The sequence below is a fragment of the Paenibacillus sp. FSL F4-0125 genome (assembly GCF_038008565.1).
Classification (GTDB): Bacteria; Bacillota; Bacilli; order Paenibacillales; family Paenibacillaceae; genus Paenibacillus_AQ.
On the sequence record NZ_JBBOZJ010000001.1, the window covers coordinates 2195835 to 2210616 of the forward strand.

The following is a 14782-nucleotide window of genomic DNA, read 5'->3' on the forward strand; positions in this document are numbered from 1 at the left end:
TATAAGAGCTGTCTCAGATGTAGTGAAAACCTACAAATGAGGCAGCTTTTTTTTACTTGAATCATTCAAACTGTTAGTATATACGTTTGACGCTAAAAGAGTCCCCTCGATGGCTTGGACTGGAAGGAACCGCAACGGTAATGTTATTCTGGACCATGATCCCTCCGTTAGAAAGAGTTAACCTAGGCCTCTTTCCGTTAATTCGACAGCAATTGAAATAGGTTGTACAGACGCGGGCCAGCTTTGCGATGGAACCATCGACCTCGGGAGCCTCGATTATCCATTCGCCGGACGTTTGTGGACCGGTATACCGCTGGAGCGTTCGGAAGGCCCAATTTCGGCTTAAATTTCGGAGTGTGATAGACCATTTTGTGTGGCTTATTTTCGTGATAGTACCCTTCATATGATCTCCCGGGTATACTGGAAAAGAGATTACAGTCTCAGCGTCAGGCAGGATTTCCCACCAGGCGTAGTAACGGGCAATCCCATTTACGAATTCATGACCTGTTCCCGTCTGAATAAGGCTGCTGTTCTTGAATCCGTCGATGCCAATCCATGCAGAGGAATAGGTGGATTTGTAGGTTGGTTTAACGTATGGGACGATCCATTCACCGGAAATGCGGTTGAAAGCGCCTTTTCTGCCAGTAACAGTGTAGCCACTCCAGTTCTTAGATGACCAGCCGAAGGCTGAGCTCTGTTTATTGCTCGCATTAGACTTGTCTGTTAGACAGGGATGATTTACCATGAGAGGATTATGATTTATGCTCAACTTGTCCACCGCCTTTATAGTACTGCTATATTAAATGCGATGATTACATAGGAAGTACGGGTATTCTGTTAAAATATAAAAATATAAAGCTCCATACTTTATGAGCCTATAGTTATCGCTTAAACACATACCGTCCTTATAAGTGGCCGAAGGCATTTATACTTAATTAAGAAGTTAGAGAGGACTTTTAGCACAAATGGAAAAACTATCGAAGCTGCGCGGCTTTTATCTATTTTTAGGATTGGCCGGAGGTTCATTTGGCTCCTATCTTTCGCTGCTCTTGATCCACAATGGACTTAATAGCGGACAGATAGGTATACTAATGGCAACGGGTACTCTAATAGCGATCACCATTCAGCCGATGTGGGGGATTATCTCTGATCGGTATAATCAGACACGTTTAGTACTAATCCTAAGTGTGGCGGTTCCGGCTTTATTAGCCGTCTTTTATCGTTCGGAATATTTCATTGTACTTCTTCTGGTGTATACGTGCTCAACGATCTTCTCCTCTACACAGGCTCCTATAGCCGATTCTTACGCGATATCAGCGGCGAATAGAGCTGGGGCCACTTACGGTAGCATCAGGCTTATGATGAGCATTGGAGCGGCTCTGGGAGCTTATGCAGGAGGGGTATACGTATCCACCTTCTCTGTATCCACGATATGGCTACCGTTTCTCTTCTTTAATCTGATTGCAGTCCTTATTGCGTTTACATTGCCGAAGCAGGCGGAAGAGAATCATATGATGAGGCAATCGTTTACTCAGGGGGTAAGACAACTGCTGGGGAATCGGGTTTTCCTTGCGTTTTTGGGTGGCAGCTTTCTTGTGAACCAGACGATGACTGCATTTGGTACATATTTCGTAATTGCTTTTCAATCGGTTGGAGGGTCTACGCGCTATGCAGGGATTGCGCTCTTTCTCGCATCGGTGACGAATGTGCCTTCCATGCTGTTTGCATCTAAGGTGATTAAGAGGTTAGGTCGTGAGCGGACCTTACTCCTTGGAGCCCTTATTTATGTTTTGCGGTGGGGTATTCAGGTTGCTTTTCCTTATCCATCGGTAATGATCGGAGTGCAAGTGCTGCATGGTCTTTCATTTGGGTTCTTTTATATTGCAGCAGTTGAATATGTATCTCAGATCATGTCTAACGAGATGCAGGCCACTGGCCAAAGTGTATTTAATATGGTGTTCGCAGGTTTTTCTGGCATAGTCGGTAATTTACTGAATGGATTCTTGCTCAATCAAGGCGGGGTAGAAGTGATGAATCTGTCTTGTATGTTGAGCTCTATCGCAGGAGCAATGCTGCTGTTCTATGTTGCCAGAAGCTCTCGGCGCAAATTATCGACGACGCTATCTTCAGGCAGGGCCCAGGCTTAAACGCTTCCCTGTTGCTATGCTGAAAGGAGTATTTATAGATGGAATTAGAACGAGCTGGCTTGCCCAGCCGATGGTATAAGTCGACCCTGCGTGTTCGCTATCAGGAAAGTGATCAGATGGGTGTCGTGTATCATGCGAATTATTTGAACTGGTTTGAGTCTGGTCGTACGGAGATGTTTCGTCAGGTTGGTTTTACTTATCGTGAACTTGAGAAACAAGGTGTCTTACTTCCTGTCACTTCAGCAGATTTGCAATTTAAAAGTCCGGCGCGATATGATGATCTTATCACCGTGTATGCGCGAATGATTACTTTCTCAGCGCTAAGAGTCGTATTTGAGTATCAAGTGCGGAGACTTTCGGAAGAAGAAGGTAGAAATTCAGAAGATTTAGTAGCTACTCTAGGGGAGTTGCGGTCGATGGATCCACCTGGGGAGCTGTTAGTTACCGGCACGACAAGTCATGTTTGGGTGAACCGGGAATGGAGGCCTGCCAGGCTGGATAGAGCCCTTCCAGATCTCTTTCACGCAATAAAAGAGGCGCTGCGGGAAGAAGGGAGTTCAGTATGATTAGAAGCAAATGGTTATGGGCTGGACTATTTATTATTCCTGCTGTGGAATTATTCGGTTTTATCTACGTAGCAGATCAACTTGGAGCATTCAAAACACTGCTGCTTATGCTGACCACTTCGGTAATCGGCCTGCTAATGATGCGTTTTGAAGGTAAGAAGGTGCTTCAGGATAGCAAAACACATATGCAGGAGGGCCGTGTTCCTGGTCGGACGATGCTGGACGGCTTATGTATTTTTTTTGGAGGATTGCTGCTGATATTGCCGGGCTTCGTAACCGATATTGTCGGGTTCACGCTAGTTTTTCCATTGACTCGACCTTTGTACCGTATATTTTTGCTGAAGTGGATTGAAAAGAAGATGAAGAATGGCACCTTCACCTTTTACCGTCGTTAGAATCCTGTTCACAACAATAACAGAGCGGACCCCTGTCATTGATGAAGGGTCCGCTCTGTTTGCTATTTTGCGAAGCGATAATTATGGATTCCTATCTTAATCGGCCGCTAACAATGTAGCTGTGTAAAGCTCGGAATACGCCGGCACGGTTAAAGGCAACGAGGATAACAAGAACAACAGGTCCGATGATTAGCCCTAGCATACCGAATAATTGCAGGCCGGCGAACATGCCAATCAACATGGCAAGGGGATCAAGTCCAATGCTGCTCGCGAGCACTTTTGGCTCAAGCACCTGCCGGGTAATAAGGATAACGGCATAGAGTATGGAGAGTCCGATACCCAGTGCCAGATTGTCCGTCATATAAGAATACAGCGCCCAAGGCAGCATCACAATTCCCACACCGAGATAAGGCAGCAGATCCACAAAGCCAATCATTAAGCCGATAGCAAACGCGGACTTCACACCCAGCAGCAACAGCCCGATCACAACAATGATCGCTGTGATGGAGATCAGGATAACCTGAGCGCGGAGATAACCGGAAAGCGCTCTGCGTAAATCTCTCCAGATATCAGAGACAGGCTTTAGGAATGCTGTTGGCAGCCAGCTTGTGAATTTCTCATTATGACGCTCCCAACTTGTACTAATGAAAAAGGCAGCAAGGACAACCACGATAAGAATTGTACCCATACTGGGAAGTGCGGAGATCAGTTTCAAAATCACATTAAAAAATCCCGTGACCACTTGAGTGACTGCGTATCCTACGGTTTCCGTTGTTCTGCTGATATTGCTGTCAATCGTAGCATGATAGTCAGGATTGTCGCGGTAGAATTGATTAATTTGGTTGATGATATTCTGTAAGCTTGCATTCTGGCCTAAGGACATCAGGAGATCTTTCCATTGGTCGGTGTGGAGATTAAAGGTCTGAAGCAGGACGATTAATTCTTTAACGAGTCTTGTAATCATCGCGGTCAGGACCAGTGCGATTCCACCTATGTAAAATAACAGAGCGAGCGATACCGCCAACCAGCCTGGTAATTTGAAGCCTTTCAGAATAAGCACTAATGGATGCATGATATAGGCGAGCAGCCAAGCGAGCAGCAACGGGTATAACAGCGGAAGCAATAGATAGATTGCCAGCAGGAGGATGGAAGTAGCCAGGACGACCCACAGGCCGCGCAGCAGCCTTTTTAATACCAAACGATCCATACTGAGACCACACCTTCTTCATTCCTGCACATACAGGGGAATAAGAGCTCGTCTTCATATATATTCATAGAACCTATTTAAAGACTAGAATGTGGGATAAATATTAGAATGGGCTGGAATCTCTAAACTGAAATGGCAAAATTGAATCAGGGGTTTAGAAGTTTTTTTCTATCTCTCTGATAAAATCATTTGATGCACTGCAAAGCTTCCACATTGTTCACATAACCGACAAAATCCAGTATGATGAATAAAGATACGAGTATGTTGGTCATGCAGCATTCCTGACAGAAATGTTTTTTTACGCACTTTTTAGATTTTATAATGCTTTAAATTGGAAATGTTTTCATTGAAGTGAAGATTGTTTTTATACCTTGTTGGCAAAGGAGAGATATGCTATGACAGCTACCAAAGGCTTGGAAGGTATCGTTGCAACAACTTCATCCATTAGCTCTATTGTGGATGGTGTACTCACTTACCGCGGTTATGATATTGATGAACTTGCAGAACATGCTACCTTCGAAGAAACAGCTTATTTGTTGTGGTTCGGCAGTCTGCCGACGGCGCCAGAGCTGGAAGCGCTCAAGCGGGATCTCAGTGCTTTTGCTCAGATTCCTGAGCAGGTAATCGAGCAAATGAAGCTCTATCCAAAAGACGCCAACACCATGGCAGCGTTGCGGTCGGCTGTATCAAGCCTGGCTCTCTATGATGAAGCGGCTGACGATATGAGCAGAGAAGCGAACGAGATTAAGGCGGTAAAACTGCAGGCACAACTCCCGACAATTGTGGCGGCACTGTCGCGAATTCGCAAAGGGCTTGAACCAGTGGCTCCGAAAGAAGGCGTTTCTATTGCTGAGAACTTCCTGTATATGCTATGGGGAAAAGAGCCGGACAGCGTATCTGTCAAAGCACTTGATACCGCACTTGTTCTTCATGCGGATCATGAGCTGAATGCTTCGACTTTTGCAGGCAGGGTTACGGTTGCGACATTATCGGATATTTATTCTGGGGTTACCTCCGCTATTGGTGCGCTCAAAGGCCCGCTTCACGGTGGGGCGAATGAAGCCGTTATGAAGATGCTAGAGGAGATCGGAAGTTTGGAAGCGGTTGAACCTTATATCCGTAAGAAGCTGGATAACCGTGAGAAGATCATGGGCTTCGGTCATCGAGTATATAAGAATGGTGATCCACGTGCAAAGCATTTGATGAAAATGTCTTTGGAGCTTGGCACGATGAAGAATGATACTACGCTGTACGATATGTCCGTAAATATTGAGGAATTGATTACCGGCCAAAAGGGACTTAAACCGAATGTTGATTTCTATTCGGCGTCAGTTTATACACAGTTGGGTATTGAACGTGAGCTGTTCACTCCTATCTTTGCAATTAGCCGGACTTCAGGCTGGACTGCACATATTCTGGAGCAATATACGGATAACCGGATTATTCGGCCACGTGCAGAATACACAGGTATGATTGAACAGAAATACGTTCCAGTGGACGAAAGATAGAAGGGCAGCCTTGCAGGCTGCTCCTAATGTTTAGTAGAATGAACCCTAGCAATAGTGTTTTAAATTTTTGATTTAATGATGATGAGAGTTTTGTTCGATGCTTGTCAATGCTATTTAAATCCCACAAAACTTTAGGAGGAATACACTCAAATGTTGAAACTAGAAAAATTCGATCTACCTACAGAAGGCGAACAAATCACGATTAAAGAAGGAAAACTACAAGTTCCTAATCATCCAATCATTCCATTTATCGAGGGTGACGGTACAGGTCGAGATATTTGGAAAGCTTCCAAGCGCGTACTTGATGCAGCGGTAACTAAAGCTTATGGTGGCACTAAACAAATCGCTTGGTACGAAGTATTTGCTGGCGAAAAAGCTTTCAATACATATGGTGAATGGCTGCCAAATGATACGTTGGAAGCAATCCGCGAATATTTTGTAGCGATCAAGGGCCCACTTACTACTCCAATCGGAGGCGGTATTCGTTCATTGAATGTAGCTTTGCGTCAAGAATTGGATTTGTACGTATGTCTGCGTCCAGTTCGTTACTTCCAAGGCGTTCCTTCTCCTGTTAAACGTCCTGAGCTGGTGGATATGGTTATTTTCCGTGAGAATACGGAAGATATTTATGCAGGGATTGAATATCAAGAAGGCTCTGCAGAAGTGAAGAAAGTTATCGAATTCCTGCAAAAAGAGATGGGTGTTAACAAAATCCGTTTCCCTGAAACTTCTGGTATTGGTATCAAACCGGTATCCTCCGAAGGCTCGAAGCGTTTGGTGCGTGCTGCAATTGAATATGCGATCAAGCATGGACGTAAGAGCGTAACGCTTGTTCACAAAGGAAACATCATGAAGTTCACTGAAGGAGCCTTTAAAAACTGGGGTTATGAAGTGGCTGAGCAAGAGTTCGGAGATAAGGTCTTCACTTGGAGTCAATATGATGTGATTAAGGAACGTGATGGTGAGGCTGCCGCTAATGCTGCTCAGAAGGATGCTGAAGCTGCTGGCAAAATCATTATCAAGGATGCTATTGCGGATATCGCACTGCAACAAGTTCTGACTCGTCCAACGGATTTCGATGTTATAGCTACGTTGAACTTGAACGGGGATTACCTGTCCGACGCACTTGCTGCACAAATCGGCGGCATCGGAATCGCTCCTGGAGCGAACATTAACTATATTACTGGCCACGCTATCTTTGAAGCTACCCATGGTACAGCTCCTAAATATGCTGACAAAGACGTTGTGAATCCTGGTTCTGTTATTCTGTCCGGCGTAATGCTCTTGGAGCACTTGGGCTGGCAGGAAGCAGCGGACCTGATTTATAAAGGGATGGAAACGGCTATTAACAATAAGACCGTTACTTATGACTTTGCTCGTCTGATGGAAGGTGCAACTGAGCTGAAATGCTCCGCATTTGCAGACGAAATTATTAACCACCTATAAGTTAGATTTTCCAGATCATATTAGCCTTACCTTTATCATTTCTAGGAGGCGAATCTGTGGCAATCAAGCGTTATAAAATTACAGTGGTAGGCGCCGGTTTTACCGGCGCTACTACAGCTCTTATGTTAGCCCAAAAAGAACTTGGTGACGTTGTGCTGCTCGATATTCCGCAAATGGAGAACCCAACCAAGGGTAAGGCGCTGGACATGCAAGAAGCAGGTCCTGTGCAGAGATTCGACAGTCATATTACCGGGACCTCAAGTTATGAAGATGCTGTAGATTCTGATATTGTAATTATCACTGCAGGGATTGCCCGTAAACCTGGGATGAGCCGCGACGATCTTGTGAATATCAATGCAGAAATTGTTAGGTCGGTATGCGAGAACATAAGACAAGTAGCGCCTGAATCTATCGTGATTATTTTGAGTAATCCTGTAGATGCAATGACTTATGCTGCATTTAAAGCGCTTGGCTTTCCGAAGAATCGCGTTATTGGACAATCCGGCGTGCTGGATACAGCCCGTTATTGCACTTTTATTGCACAAGAGTTGAACGTATCCGTTGAAGATGTACGAGGTTTCGTAATAGGCGGACACGGTAATGATATGGTACCGCTCGTACGTTATTCTAGTGTCGGAGGCATTCCAATTGATACATTGATTCCTGCGAATCGTATCGAGGAGATTGTGAAACGAACACGTGTGGGTGGCGGAGAAATCGTTGACCTTCTAGGAAACGGTAGTGCGTATTATGCGCCTGCAGCCTCTTTGGTTCAAATGACGGAAGCTATCTTAAAGGATAAGAAACGAATCATTCCGGTTATTGCCATGCTTGAAGGCGAATATGGTTATGACAATCTGTTTCTGGGTGTTCCAGCTCTTCTTGGTGCGGAAGGGATTGAGAAGATTTTTGAACTGGAGCTTACGGCTGAGGAGAGAGCGGCTTTGGATAAGTCCGCTGAATCCGTACGCGACGTAACAGCTATATTCTCTGTGTAAATTTGTGTAGAAGTAAGGGGAGGGTCCCAAAGGTCGTGAAACGGCTTAAGGACTCTCTCTTTTATTATCAACAACTTCAAAGAATGATCACCTATGTTACTTTTCTTATTCTATTATTATGGGTATAATTAGATGTAACTATTATCACAGTTAAATTGGAGGAGATATGATATGGATTGGAATGTTTTGTTTTTCTTACATATGATCGGGACACTGGCACTAGGATTTTACCTTGTATTGCCTTTCATCATCGGTCGTGCTGAAAAATTGTCGCCTGCAGCAAAAGAAGGTACACTAAGTGCAGTTACTGGATTTAACCGCTTTGCACAGTACGGTTTGGTAATCCAACTACTTACTGGTGGTTATATGATGACCAAGGGTGAGTATTCTGTAGCATGGATGATTATTATTGTTGTATTGCTACTAGCTATGTTTGCACTTGGCGGTATTATGAGCAAGCCACTGCGCCTTGCGGCTGCTGGAATTCGTGAGAACCGCGATGTTAAAGCAGAAACAGGCAAATTGCGTACACTTAGTGCGCTGCTGTCAGTGTCATTGCTGCTCATGGTATTCTTTATGGTTTTTAACGACATCATTTAATCTGAATCACGATGAGCCCGCTCCCGTAATGGAGAGTGGGTTTTTTTGTGTTCAAATGAACTTCAGATTGTTTGATTCTATCTGCAGCGTGGTAAGAACTTATCGAAAAGTGGTTTGAGAAATTGGGCAAGTACGTATAAACATTAATACTTGAGCCATCCTAAGACAATCAGTTAACTATCAGTGGCTAACGAGAGGAGATAGGGATTATGTCAAACAATAAGCAAGCTACCAAAACCTTACCCCCGCAAGAGCAGCATCATCAGCCAGGAATTGAAAGCGAAATGAAGCCGTTGCCGAAATATGAGCCGGCTAATTATAAAGCAGCAGGTAAGCTGGAGGGTAAGGCGGCGCTTATCACTGGAGGAGACAGTGGAATCGGACGGGCTGTTGCTGTTCTTTTTGCTAAAGAAGGCGCTGATGTAGTGATTTCATATCTGAATGAGCACTCTGATGCAGAGGAAACGAAACGTCAGGTGGAGCAGGAAGGTCGCAAATGTATTCTAATTCCCGGAGATATTGGTGTGGAATCCTTCTGTAAGGATCTAATTAAACATACGGTAGAGGGCCTCGGTAAACTGGATATTCTCATCAATAACGCGGCGGAGCAGCATCCGCAAGCTAAGATTGAAGATATTACTTCCGAGCAGCTAGAGCGTACATTCCGTACGAACATATTTGCGATGTTTTATTTGACCAAAGCGGCTATGCCTCATCTAAAAGCAGGATCTGCTATCATCAATACGACTTCGATTACCGCTTATCGCGGTAGCCCACAATTGCTGGACTATTCTTCAACAAAAGGAGCGATTCTGAGCTTCACACGTTCCTTATCTACGAATCTGGCGGAGCAAGGCATTCGAGTAAATGGTGTTGCTCCGGGTCCAATTTGGACACCGCTTATCCCGTCTACCTTTGATGCGAAGCAGGTTAGCGAGTTCGGGGGTACACAGCCTATGAAGCGTCCGGGACAGCCAGAGGAGCTGGCTCCGGCATATGTATACCTAGCCTCCGATGATTCTAGCTATGTGACTGGACAGGTTATTCATGTAAATGGTGGCGAGGTTGTAAACGGGTAGAGGTTACAGCTTAACTAAGATCTATATATAAAATGCTCTAATTCAGGATTAGCTGAACTAGAGCTTTTTTGTATTGATCTTGGGGTTTAGTTTCCGGCAGAGAGCTCATCCAGCGACATTTCAAAGCTCGGAGCCATATGAGTCAGGAAGTAATCTACTTCCTGTAGTCCGAGCCCGCGCAGCTTCGCAGCTGTTTGCTCTTTCGCCGCTGCAAATTCACGGTTGCCCGCAGCAACCTCCCATACACATTTCAAGTAGGCATCCAGCCTATCGGCTGCTTTAACGTAGCTATGCAGCAGGACGTCCTCCGAATCGGGAGTACTATCTTCTGGCTGCATCAGTTGCTTGTAAATGCCCTGAAGCTCGGAAGGAATCATACCGGTTAAGCGTTCCGAAGCAACTCTTTCCATTTCGCGAAAGCTAGTAAGTAGACGAGGGTTATTGTATTTCACTGGCGTGGCAATGTCACCAGTGAACACTTCGCTGGCATCATGAAACAGGGCCATAGTTGCTGCTCTTTCGGCGTTTAATGAACGCCCATAATGAACATTACCAATGGAACAGAGCATATGTGTGAGCAGGGCAACATGAAAAGAATGCTCAGCAACGTTCTCCGGTGCGGTGCTTCGCATTAGGCTCCAACGCTGAATATATTGAAGCCGATATAAATAGGCGGAAAAATGGTAGTTCAATTTTAAAGTAACCCCTTTCATGCGGTGCTAGGTATGATATTATTATATTAATTGTATCAGACTTTAGATAATCTGGATCTGCTGAGAGGAGCTTGAATGAATATGCAGCATTTTGAAGACAGCGTTTATAATCTAATTGTAGAAACGTCCACGAACTTGCCGGGTGATGTACGCCGGGCGGTCGCCAAGGGACGCGCGCTAGAGGACAGAGCTACCCGGTCAGGTCTTGCTTTAACTACGATTGCTCAAAATATCGGAATGGCTGAGGCACAAGTGTCTCCTATCTGTCAGGATACGGGGATGCCTACATTTATCATTCACACACCTGTAGGAATCAATCAGATTGAGATGAAAAAAGATATTCATAACGCCATCGTACGGGCGACCAAGAACGGCAAGCTTCGTCCTAATTCCGTAGATTCACTAACAGGTGAGAACAGCGGAGATAATTTGGGGGCAGGAACACCAGTTATTCATTTCGAGCAGTGGGAAGAAGATAAAATAGACGTTAGACTTATTTTAAAAGGTGGAGGCTGTGAGAATAAGAATATCCAGTACAGCCTTCCGGCAGAATTAGAAGGATTGGGCAAAGCAGGTCGAGATCTGGACGGAATCCGCAAATGCATTCTTCATGCCGTTTATCAGGCACAAGGGCAAGGCTGTAGTGCTGGTTTTATTGGCGTTGGGATCGGCGGCGACCGCACGACAGGGTATGAGCTGGCTAAGAAGCAGTTGTTCCGTAAAGTGGAGGATGTTAATCCGATAGAGGATCTAAGTAAACTGGAAGATTACATCATGGAGAATGCCAATAAGCTGGGCATAGGAACAATGGGCTTTGGTGGAGAAGTATCGCTGCTTGGTTGTAAGGTCGGCGTTATGAATCGTCTGCCAGCCAGCTTTTTCGTATCTGTTGCGTATAACTGCTGGGCGTTCCGTCGCCAAGGCGTACTGGTTGATCCATCGACCGGCAATATTGAGGAGTGGCTATATGAGAGCGGAACAGGGATCTCGGTGGAGGATGGAAGGGATCAGGCATCCGAATCAGAAGTCCCAGATACAGGAGACAACAATGCAGCTACTGAATCTCGCGAAGTACGTCTGACCACACCGATTAGTGAAGAGGATATCCGGAGTTTACGAGTTGGGGATGTAGTCATTTTATCCGGTGAAATGCATACGGGCCGTGACGCACTGCATAAATATCTAATGGATCATGACGCTCCGGTGGATTTGGACGGTGCCGTGATCTATCACTGTGGTCCTGTAATGATGAAGGACGAGGAAGGCTGGCATGTTAAAGCAGCGGGTCCGACTACTAGTATTCGTGAAGAGCCTTATCAAGGCGATATTATCAAAAAATTTGGAATTCGTGCCGTCATCGGAAAAGGTGGAATGGGTCCAAAAACATTAAAAGCCCTTCAGGAGCATGGGGGCGTATATCTCAATGCAATTGGTGGCGCCGCACAGTATTATGCGGAATGCATCAAGAAAGTAAATGCGGTTGATTTCATGGAATTTGGTATTCCTGAGGCGATGTGGCATTTGGATGTGGAGGGCTTCGCTGCTATAGTAACGATGGATGCCCATGGCAACAGTCTGCACGCAGATGTAGAGAAAGATTCCGCAGCCAAGCTGACCCAGTTCAAAGAGCCTGTGTTTAAATAAGATGATTTACAGCTCGGTAATTAAGGTGTAAAGAGGATGACCTTTAATACCGAGCTTGTCTAAAGGAGGTAGATGAATGGTACCGCATTATATTAGAAATGGTCTTCTGAATGTTACCCCGTATTTTATCGTCGAAGGTGCAGATCGATTGATTGAGTTTGTTGTGAACTGCTTTGATGCTAGAATTAATGATATGCTGCGGAATGATGAAGGAAAGATTAGACATGCCGAGCTGAGAATTGGGGATTCAATCATAGAGGTTTCTGAAGCTAACGAGAAATATTCACCAGTACAGCTCGCGATTCATCTCTATGTAAGAAATGTGGATGAGACCTTTCGTAAGTGCTTGGACGCCGGGGCATCTATCATTGAAGAACCTCTGGACAAGTCTTATGGAGAAAGAGGAGCGGGGATTAGAGATATTCAGGGCAATCAGTGGTTTCTTGCAACCTGCATAGAATGATAACACGATTTTTTACAAAAGTAATACAAAGTAACAGTCCAGAGATGATCAAACTGGGCTGTTATTTTTATATAATCTATTATAGTGGGGATTTGTTTCACGAAAATAGTAGCACTGGTTTTTTGATGAAAATGAAGTTAGGATAAAAGATACAACGATAAAGGGAGAGGCACACTTTAGATGAAACCGTTTCGCGCGCGTCTTACGTTTATACTTATGGCCTTAATCGGCATTTCCATGATTGGCACTGGATTTACGATGGCTCATCTGTTTAAGAGCTCCCATATAGCTGCTCTCGAAGAGAACATGTCCCGGGAAATAAATCTACTCGCTGGTACTTTGGAATTTGTAGATATGGACGGCTCTAATGCAATTTCGTATTATACGGAGCAGGCTGAGCATATCGCCAAGCTTCTAGATTCCCGGATTACTTTTATTAGTAAGTCAGGTAAAGTTTTAGGGGATTCAGAGAAAAATCCGCTGGAGATGGACAATCACTCTGATCGTGAAGAGGAGATTGTTGCGGCAAAAGAGGGGACTGGGCGAGCCATTCGTTACAGCGAAACTTTGGATCGCGAGATGCTTTATGTAGCTGAGCGGGTAACCTCGGATCAGGGTTTTGACGGATACATTCGGGTCTCGATGGGACTTGATGCAGTAACGGAAGGGCTTAATCGTGCTTGGATGATAATGGCTGGGGGTCTAGTTGTTTTATTCCTGTTAGCAACTATTGTTAGCTATAAAGTGGCATCGAGCATGACTTCACCGCTTGAACAAATTACGAGAGTCGCAAGGCGTATAACAGATCTTGATTATGATGCAAGAGTCCACTTGAAGCGCAAAGATGAGGTTGGGCAGCTGGCAACAGCGATTAATGCCATGGCTGACAGTCTTCAGGCTCAGCTTAAGACCATTCGTGATAATGAAGATCTGCTGCAAAGCGTACTGGACAATATGACTGGCGGCATCATAATGATCAATGCGGACGAAGAAATTGCCCTGCTAAACCGGGCTTCGGAGCACATGCTGGATGTTAGCAACAGTGAAATGGCGGGACATTCGTACAAAGAGCTAAAGCGTCATTATGAACTGACTCGTCTGCTTGAAGAAGGGGTATCGAGTAAAGAACCGCTTCATGAAGAACGAAGTATTTACAATCCGAGAGAACGAATTATACGTATGGACGCAGTACCAATGATCCAGGATGGGTCCTACAGAGGGATGCTCTTCCTTCTGCAAGAGGTAACAGAGATACGTCGACTTGAGCGGATGCGGAGTGAATTCGTCGCTAACGTATCCCATGAATTGAAGACGCCGGTTGCTGCTGTTAAAGGTTTTGCCGAGACCTTGCTGGGTGGTGGGGTTAAGGATGAGAAGACAGCCCGTTCCTTTTTACAAATTATTTATGATGAGAACGAACGTTTAAATCGATTAATAGGAGATATTTTAGAATTATCTAAAATCGAATCAAAACGTGTACAGCTCGATTGTTCACCTGTTCATATCATTGAATTTTTTGATTCTGTGCTAGGAACCATCAGCAAAGTGGCCGAGAAGAAGAATATTAGTCTTAATGTTGAGGTTCCTGAGGAGCTGTTCATTGAGGCAGACGAGGATAAACTGCGTCAAATTTTTATGAATTTACTCTCCAATGCGATTAATTACACGCATGAAGGGGGTAGCGTAAAAGTCTATGTTAAGAATATACTGAAGCCAGATGGTTCTGAGAATGTTCAATTTACCGTTACCGATACCGGGATGGGCATTCCCAAAAAGGATCTGCCGCGTATTTTTGAACGGTTTTATCGGGTGGATAAGGCAAGATCCAGAAGCTCCGGCGGAACTGGACTGGGGCTGTCTATTGTGAAGCACTTGGTAGATATGCACCATGGTGTGATTTCGGTAAAAAGTGATTTGGGGATCGGAAGCTCATTTATTATTGAGTTGCCGCTCTTGCAGGAAGAAAAGGTGGATTAGATTTCTGTAAATTCACCTTTCGATTTTACACCAAGTTAA

The 14782-nt window shown here is 44.8% G+C and carries 14 protein-coding genes; 11 read left to right on the forward strand and 3 right to left on the reverse strand.

Annotated elements, in window-relative coordinates:
- Positions 1 to 73: 73 nt before the first annotated feature.
- A complete protein-coding gene (locus tag NST74_RS09405) occupies positions 74 to 769 on the reverse strand; it encodes a G1 family glutamic endopeptidase (protein ID WP_341111675.1) in 696 nt (231 codons plus the stop codon).
- Positions 770 to 965: 196 nt separating this feature from the next.
- Between NST74_RS09405 and NST74_RS09410 the strand changes: the two genes are divergently transcribed.
- From NST74_RS09410 to NST74_RS09420, 3 genes are read left to right on the forward strand one after another with little or no spacing between them, the layout of a single operon-like run.
- Positions 966 to 2147 (forward strand): MFS transporter, encoded by a 1182-nt coding sequence (locus tag NST74_RS09410; RefSeq protein WP_341111679.1) that lies wholly within the window; start codon positions 966 to 968, stop codon positions 2145 to 2147.
- 38 nt (positions 2148 to 2185) lie between these two features.
- Positions 2186 to 2713 (forward strand): acyl-CoA thioesterase, encoded by a 528-nt coding sequence (locus NST74_RS09415; RefSeq protein WP_341111681.1) that lies wholly within the window; start codon positions 2186 to 2188, stop codon positions 2711 to 2713.
- The gene (locus tag NST74_RS09420; RefSeq protein WP_042125981.1) at positions 2710 to 3108 is read left to right on the forward strand and encodes an FxsA family protein; all 399 of its coding nucleotides are present in this window, start codon (positions 2710 to 2712) and stop codon (positions 3106 to 3108) included. Before NST74_RS09415 ends, NST74_RS09420 begins: the two co-directional genes overlap by 4 nt.
- Before the next feature lie 91 nt (positions 3109 to 3199).
- Here NST74_RS09420 and ytvI read toward each other — a convergent pair whose 3' ends face one another.
- Positions 3200 to 4315 (reverse strand): sporulation integral membrane protein YtvI, encoded by a 1116-nt coding sequence (gene ytvI, locus NST74_RS09425; protein WP_341111682.1) that lies wholly within the window; start codon positions 4313 to 4315, stop codon positions 3200 to 3202.
- Between the two features lie 395 nt (positions 4316 to 4710).
- Between ytvI and citZ the strand changes: the two genes are divergently transcribed.
- From citZ to NST74_RS09450, 5 genes are all read left to right on the forward strand, one after another.
- Positions 4711 to 5823 (forward strand): citrate synthase, encoded by a 1113-nt coding sequence (gene citZ, locus NST74_RS09430; RefSeq protein ID WP_042125985.1) that lies wholly within the window; start codon positions 4711 to 4713, stop codon positions 5821 to 5823.
- A 150-nt stretch (positions 5824 to 5973) separates the two neighbouring features.
- Entirely contained in the window at positions 5974 to 7269 is a 1296-nt protein-coding gene (gene icd / locus NST74_RS09435) for an NADP-dependent isocitrate dehydrogenase (protein WP_076121500.1), read from the forward strand.
- 56 nt (positions 7270 to 7325) lie between these two features.
- Positions 7326 to 8267 carry a malate dehydrogenase gene (gene mdh / locus NST74_RS09440; protein ID WP_341111683.1) on the forward strand — a complete coding sequence of 314 codons (942 nt, stop codon included), beginning with the start codon at positions 7326 to 7328 and terminating at the stop codon, positions 8265 to 8267.
- A gap of 171 nt (positions 8268 to 8438) precedes the next feature.
- Positions 8439 to 8867: a hypothetical protein gene (locus tag NST74_RS09445; protein WP_060624537.1), complete on the forward strand. Its 429-nt coding sequence runs from the start codon at positions 8439 to 8441 to the stop codon at positions 8865 to 8867.
- Positions 8868 to 9076: 209 nt separating this feature from the next.
- Positions 9077 to 9946, forward strand: a complete 870-nt coding sequence (locus NST74_RS09450) for an SDR family oxidoreductase (RefSeq protein ID WP_341111684.1) — start codon at positions 9077 to 9079, stop codon at positions 9944 to 9946.
- An 86-nt stretch (positions 9947 to 10032) separates the two neighbouring features.
- On the opposite strand, the gene yfbR is transcribed toward NST74_RS09450, so the two are convergent.
- Complete coding sequence (gene yfbR, locus NST74_RS09455) at positions 10033 to 10638, reverse strand: 5'-deoxynucleotidase (RefSeq protein WP_156114765.1); 606 nt, start codon at positions 10636 to 10638, stop codon at positions 10033 to 10035.
- A gap of 102 nt (positions 10639 to 10740) precedes the next feature.
- Between yfbR and NST74_RS09460 the strand changes: the two genes are divergently transcribed.
- The 3 genes from NST74_RS09460 (at position 10741) to pnpS (ending at position 14743) form a co-directional block, all read left to right on the forward strand.
- Positions 10741 to 12303 carry a fumarate hydratase gene (locus NST74_RS09460; protein ID WP_341115861.1) on the forward strand — a complete coding sequence of 521 codons (1563 nt, stop codon included), beginning with the start codon at positions 10741 to 10743 and terminating at the stop codon, positions 12301 to 12303.
- 76 nt (positions 12304 to 12379) lie between these two features.
- Positions 12380 to 12766 carry a VOC family protein gene (locus NST74_RS09465; RefSeq protein WP_042125994.1) on the forward strand — a complete coding sequence of 129 codons (387 nt, stop codon included), beginning with the start codon at positions 12380 to 12382 and terminating at the stop codon, positions 12764 to 12766.
- A gap of 180 nt (positions 12767 to 12946) precedes the next feature.
- Positions 12947 to 14743, forward strand: coding sequence for a two-component system histidine kinase PnpS (pnpS, locus tag NST74_RS09470; RefSeq protein ID WP_341111686.1), 1797 nt, complete (start codon positions 12947 to 12949; stop codon positions 14741 to 14743).
- Positions 14744 to 14782 lie beyond the last annotated feature (39 nt).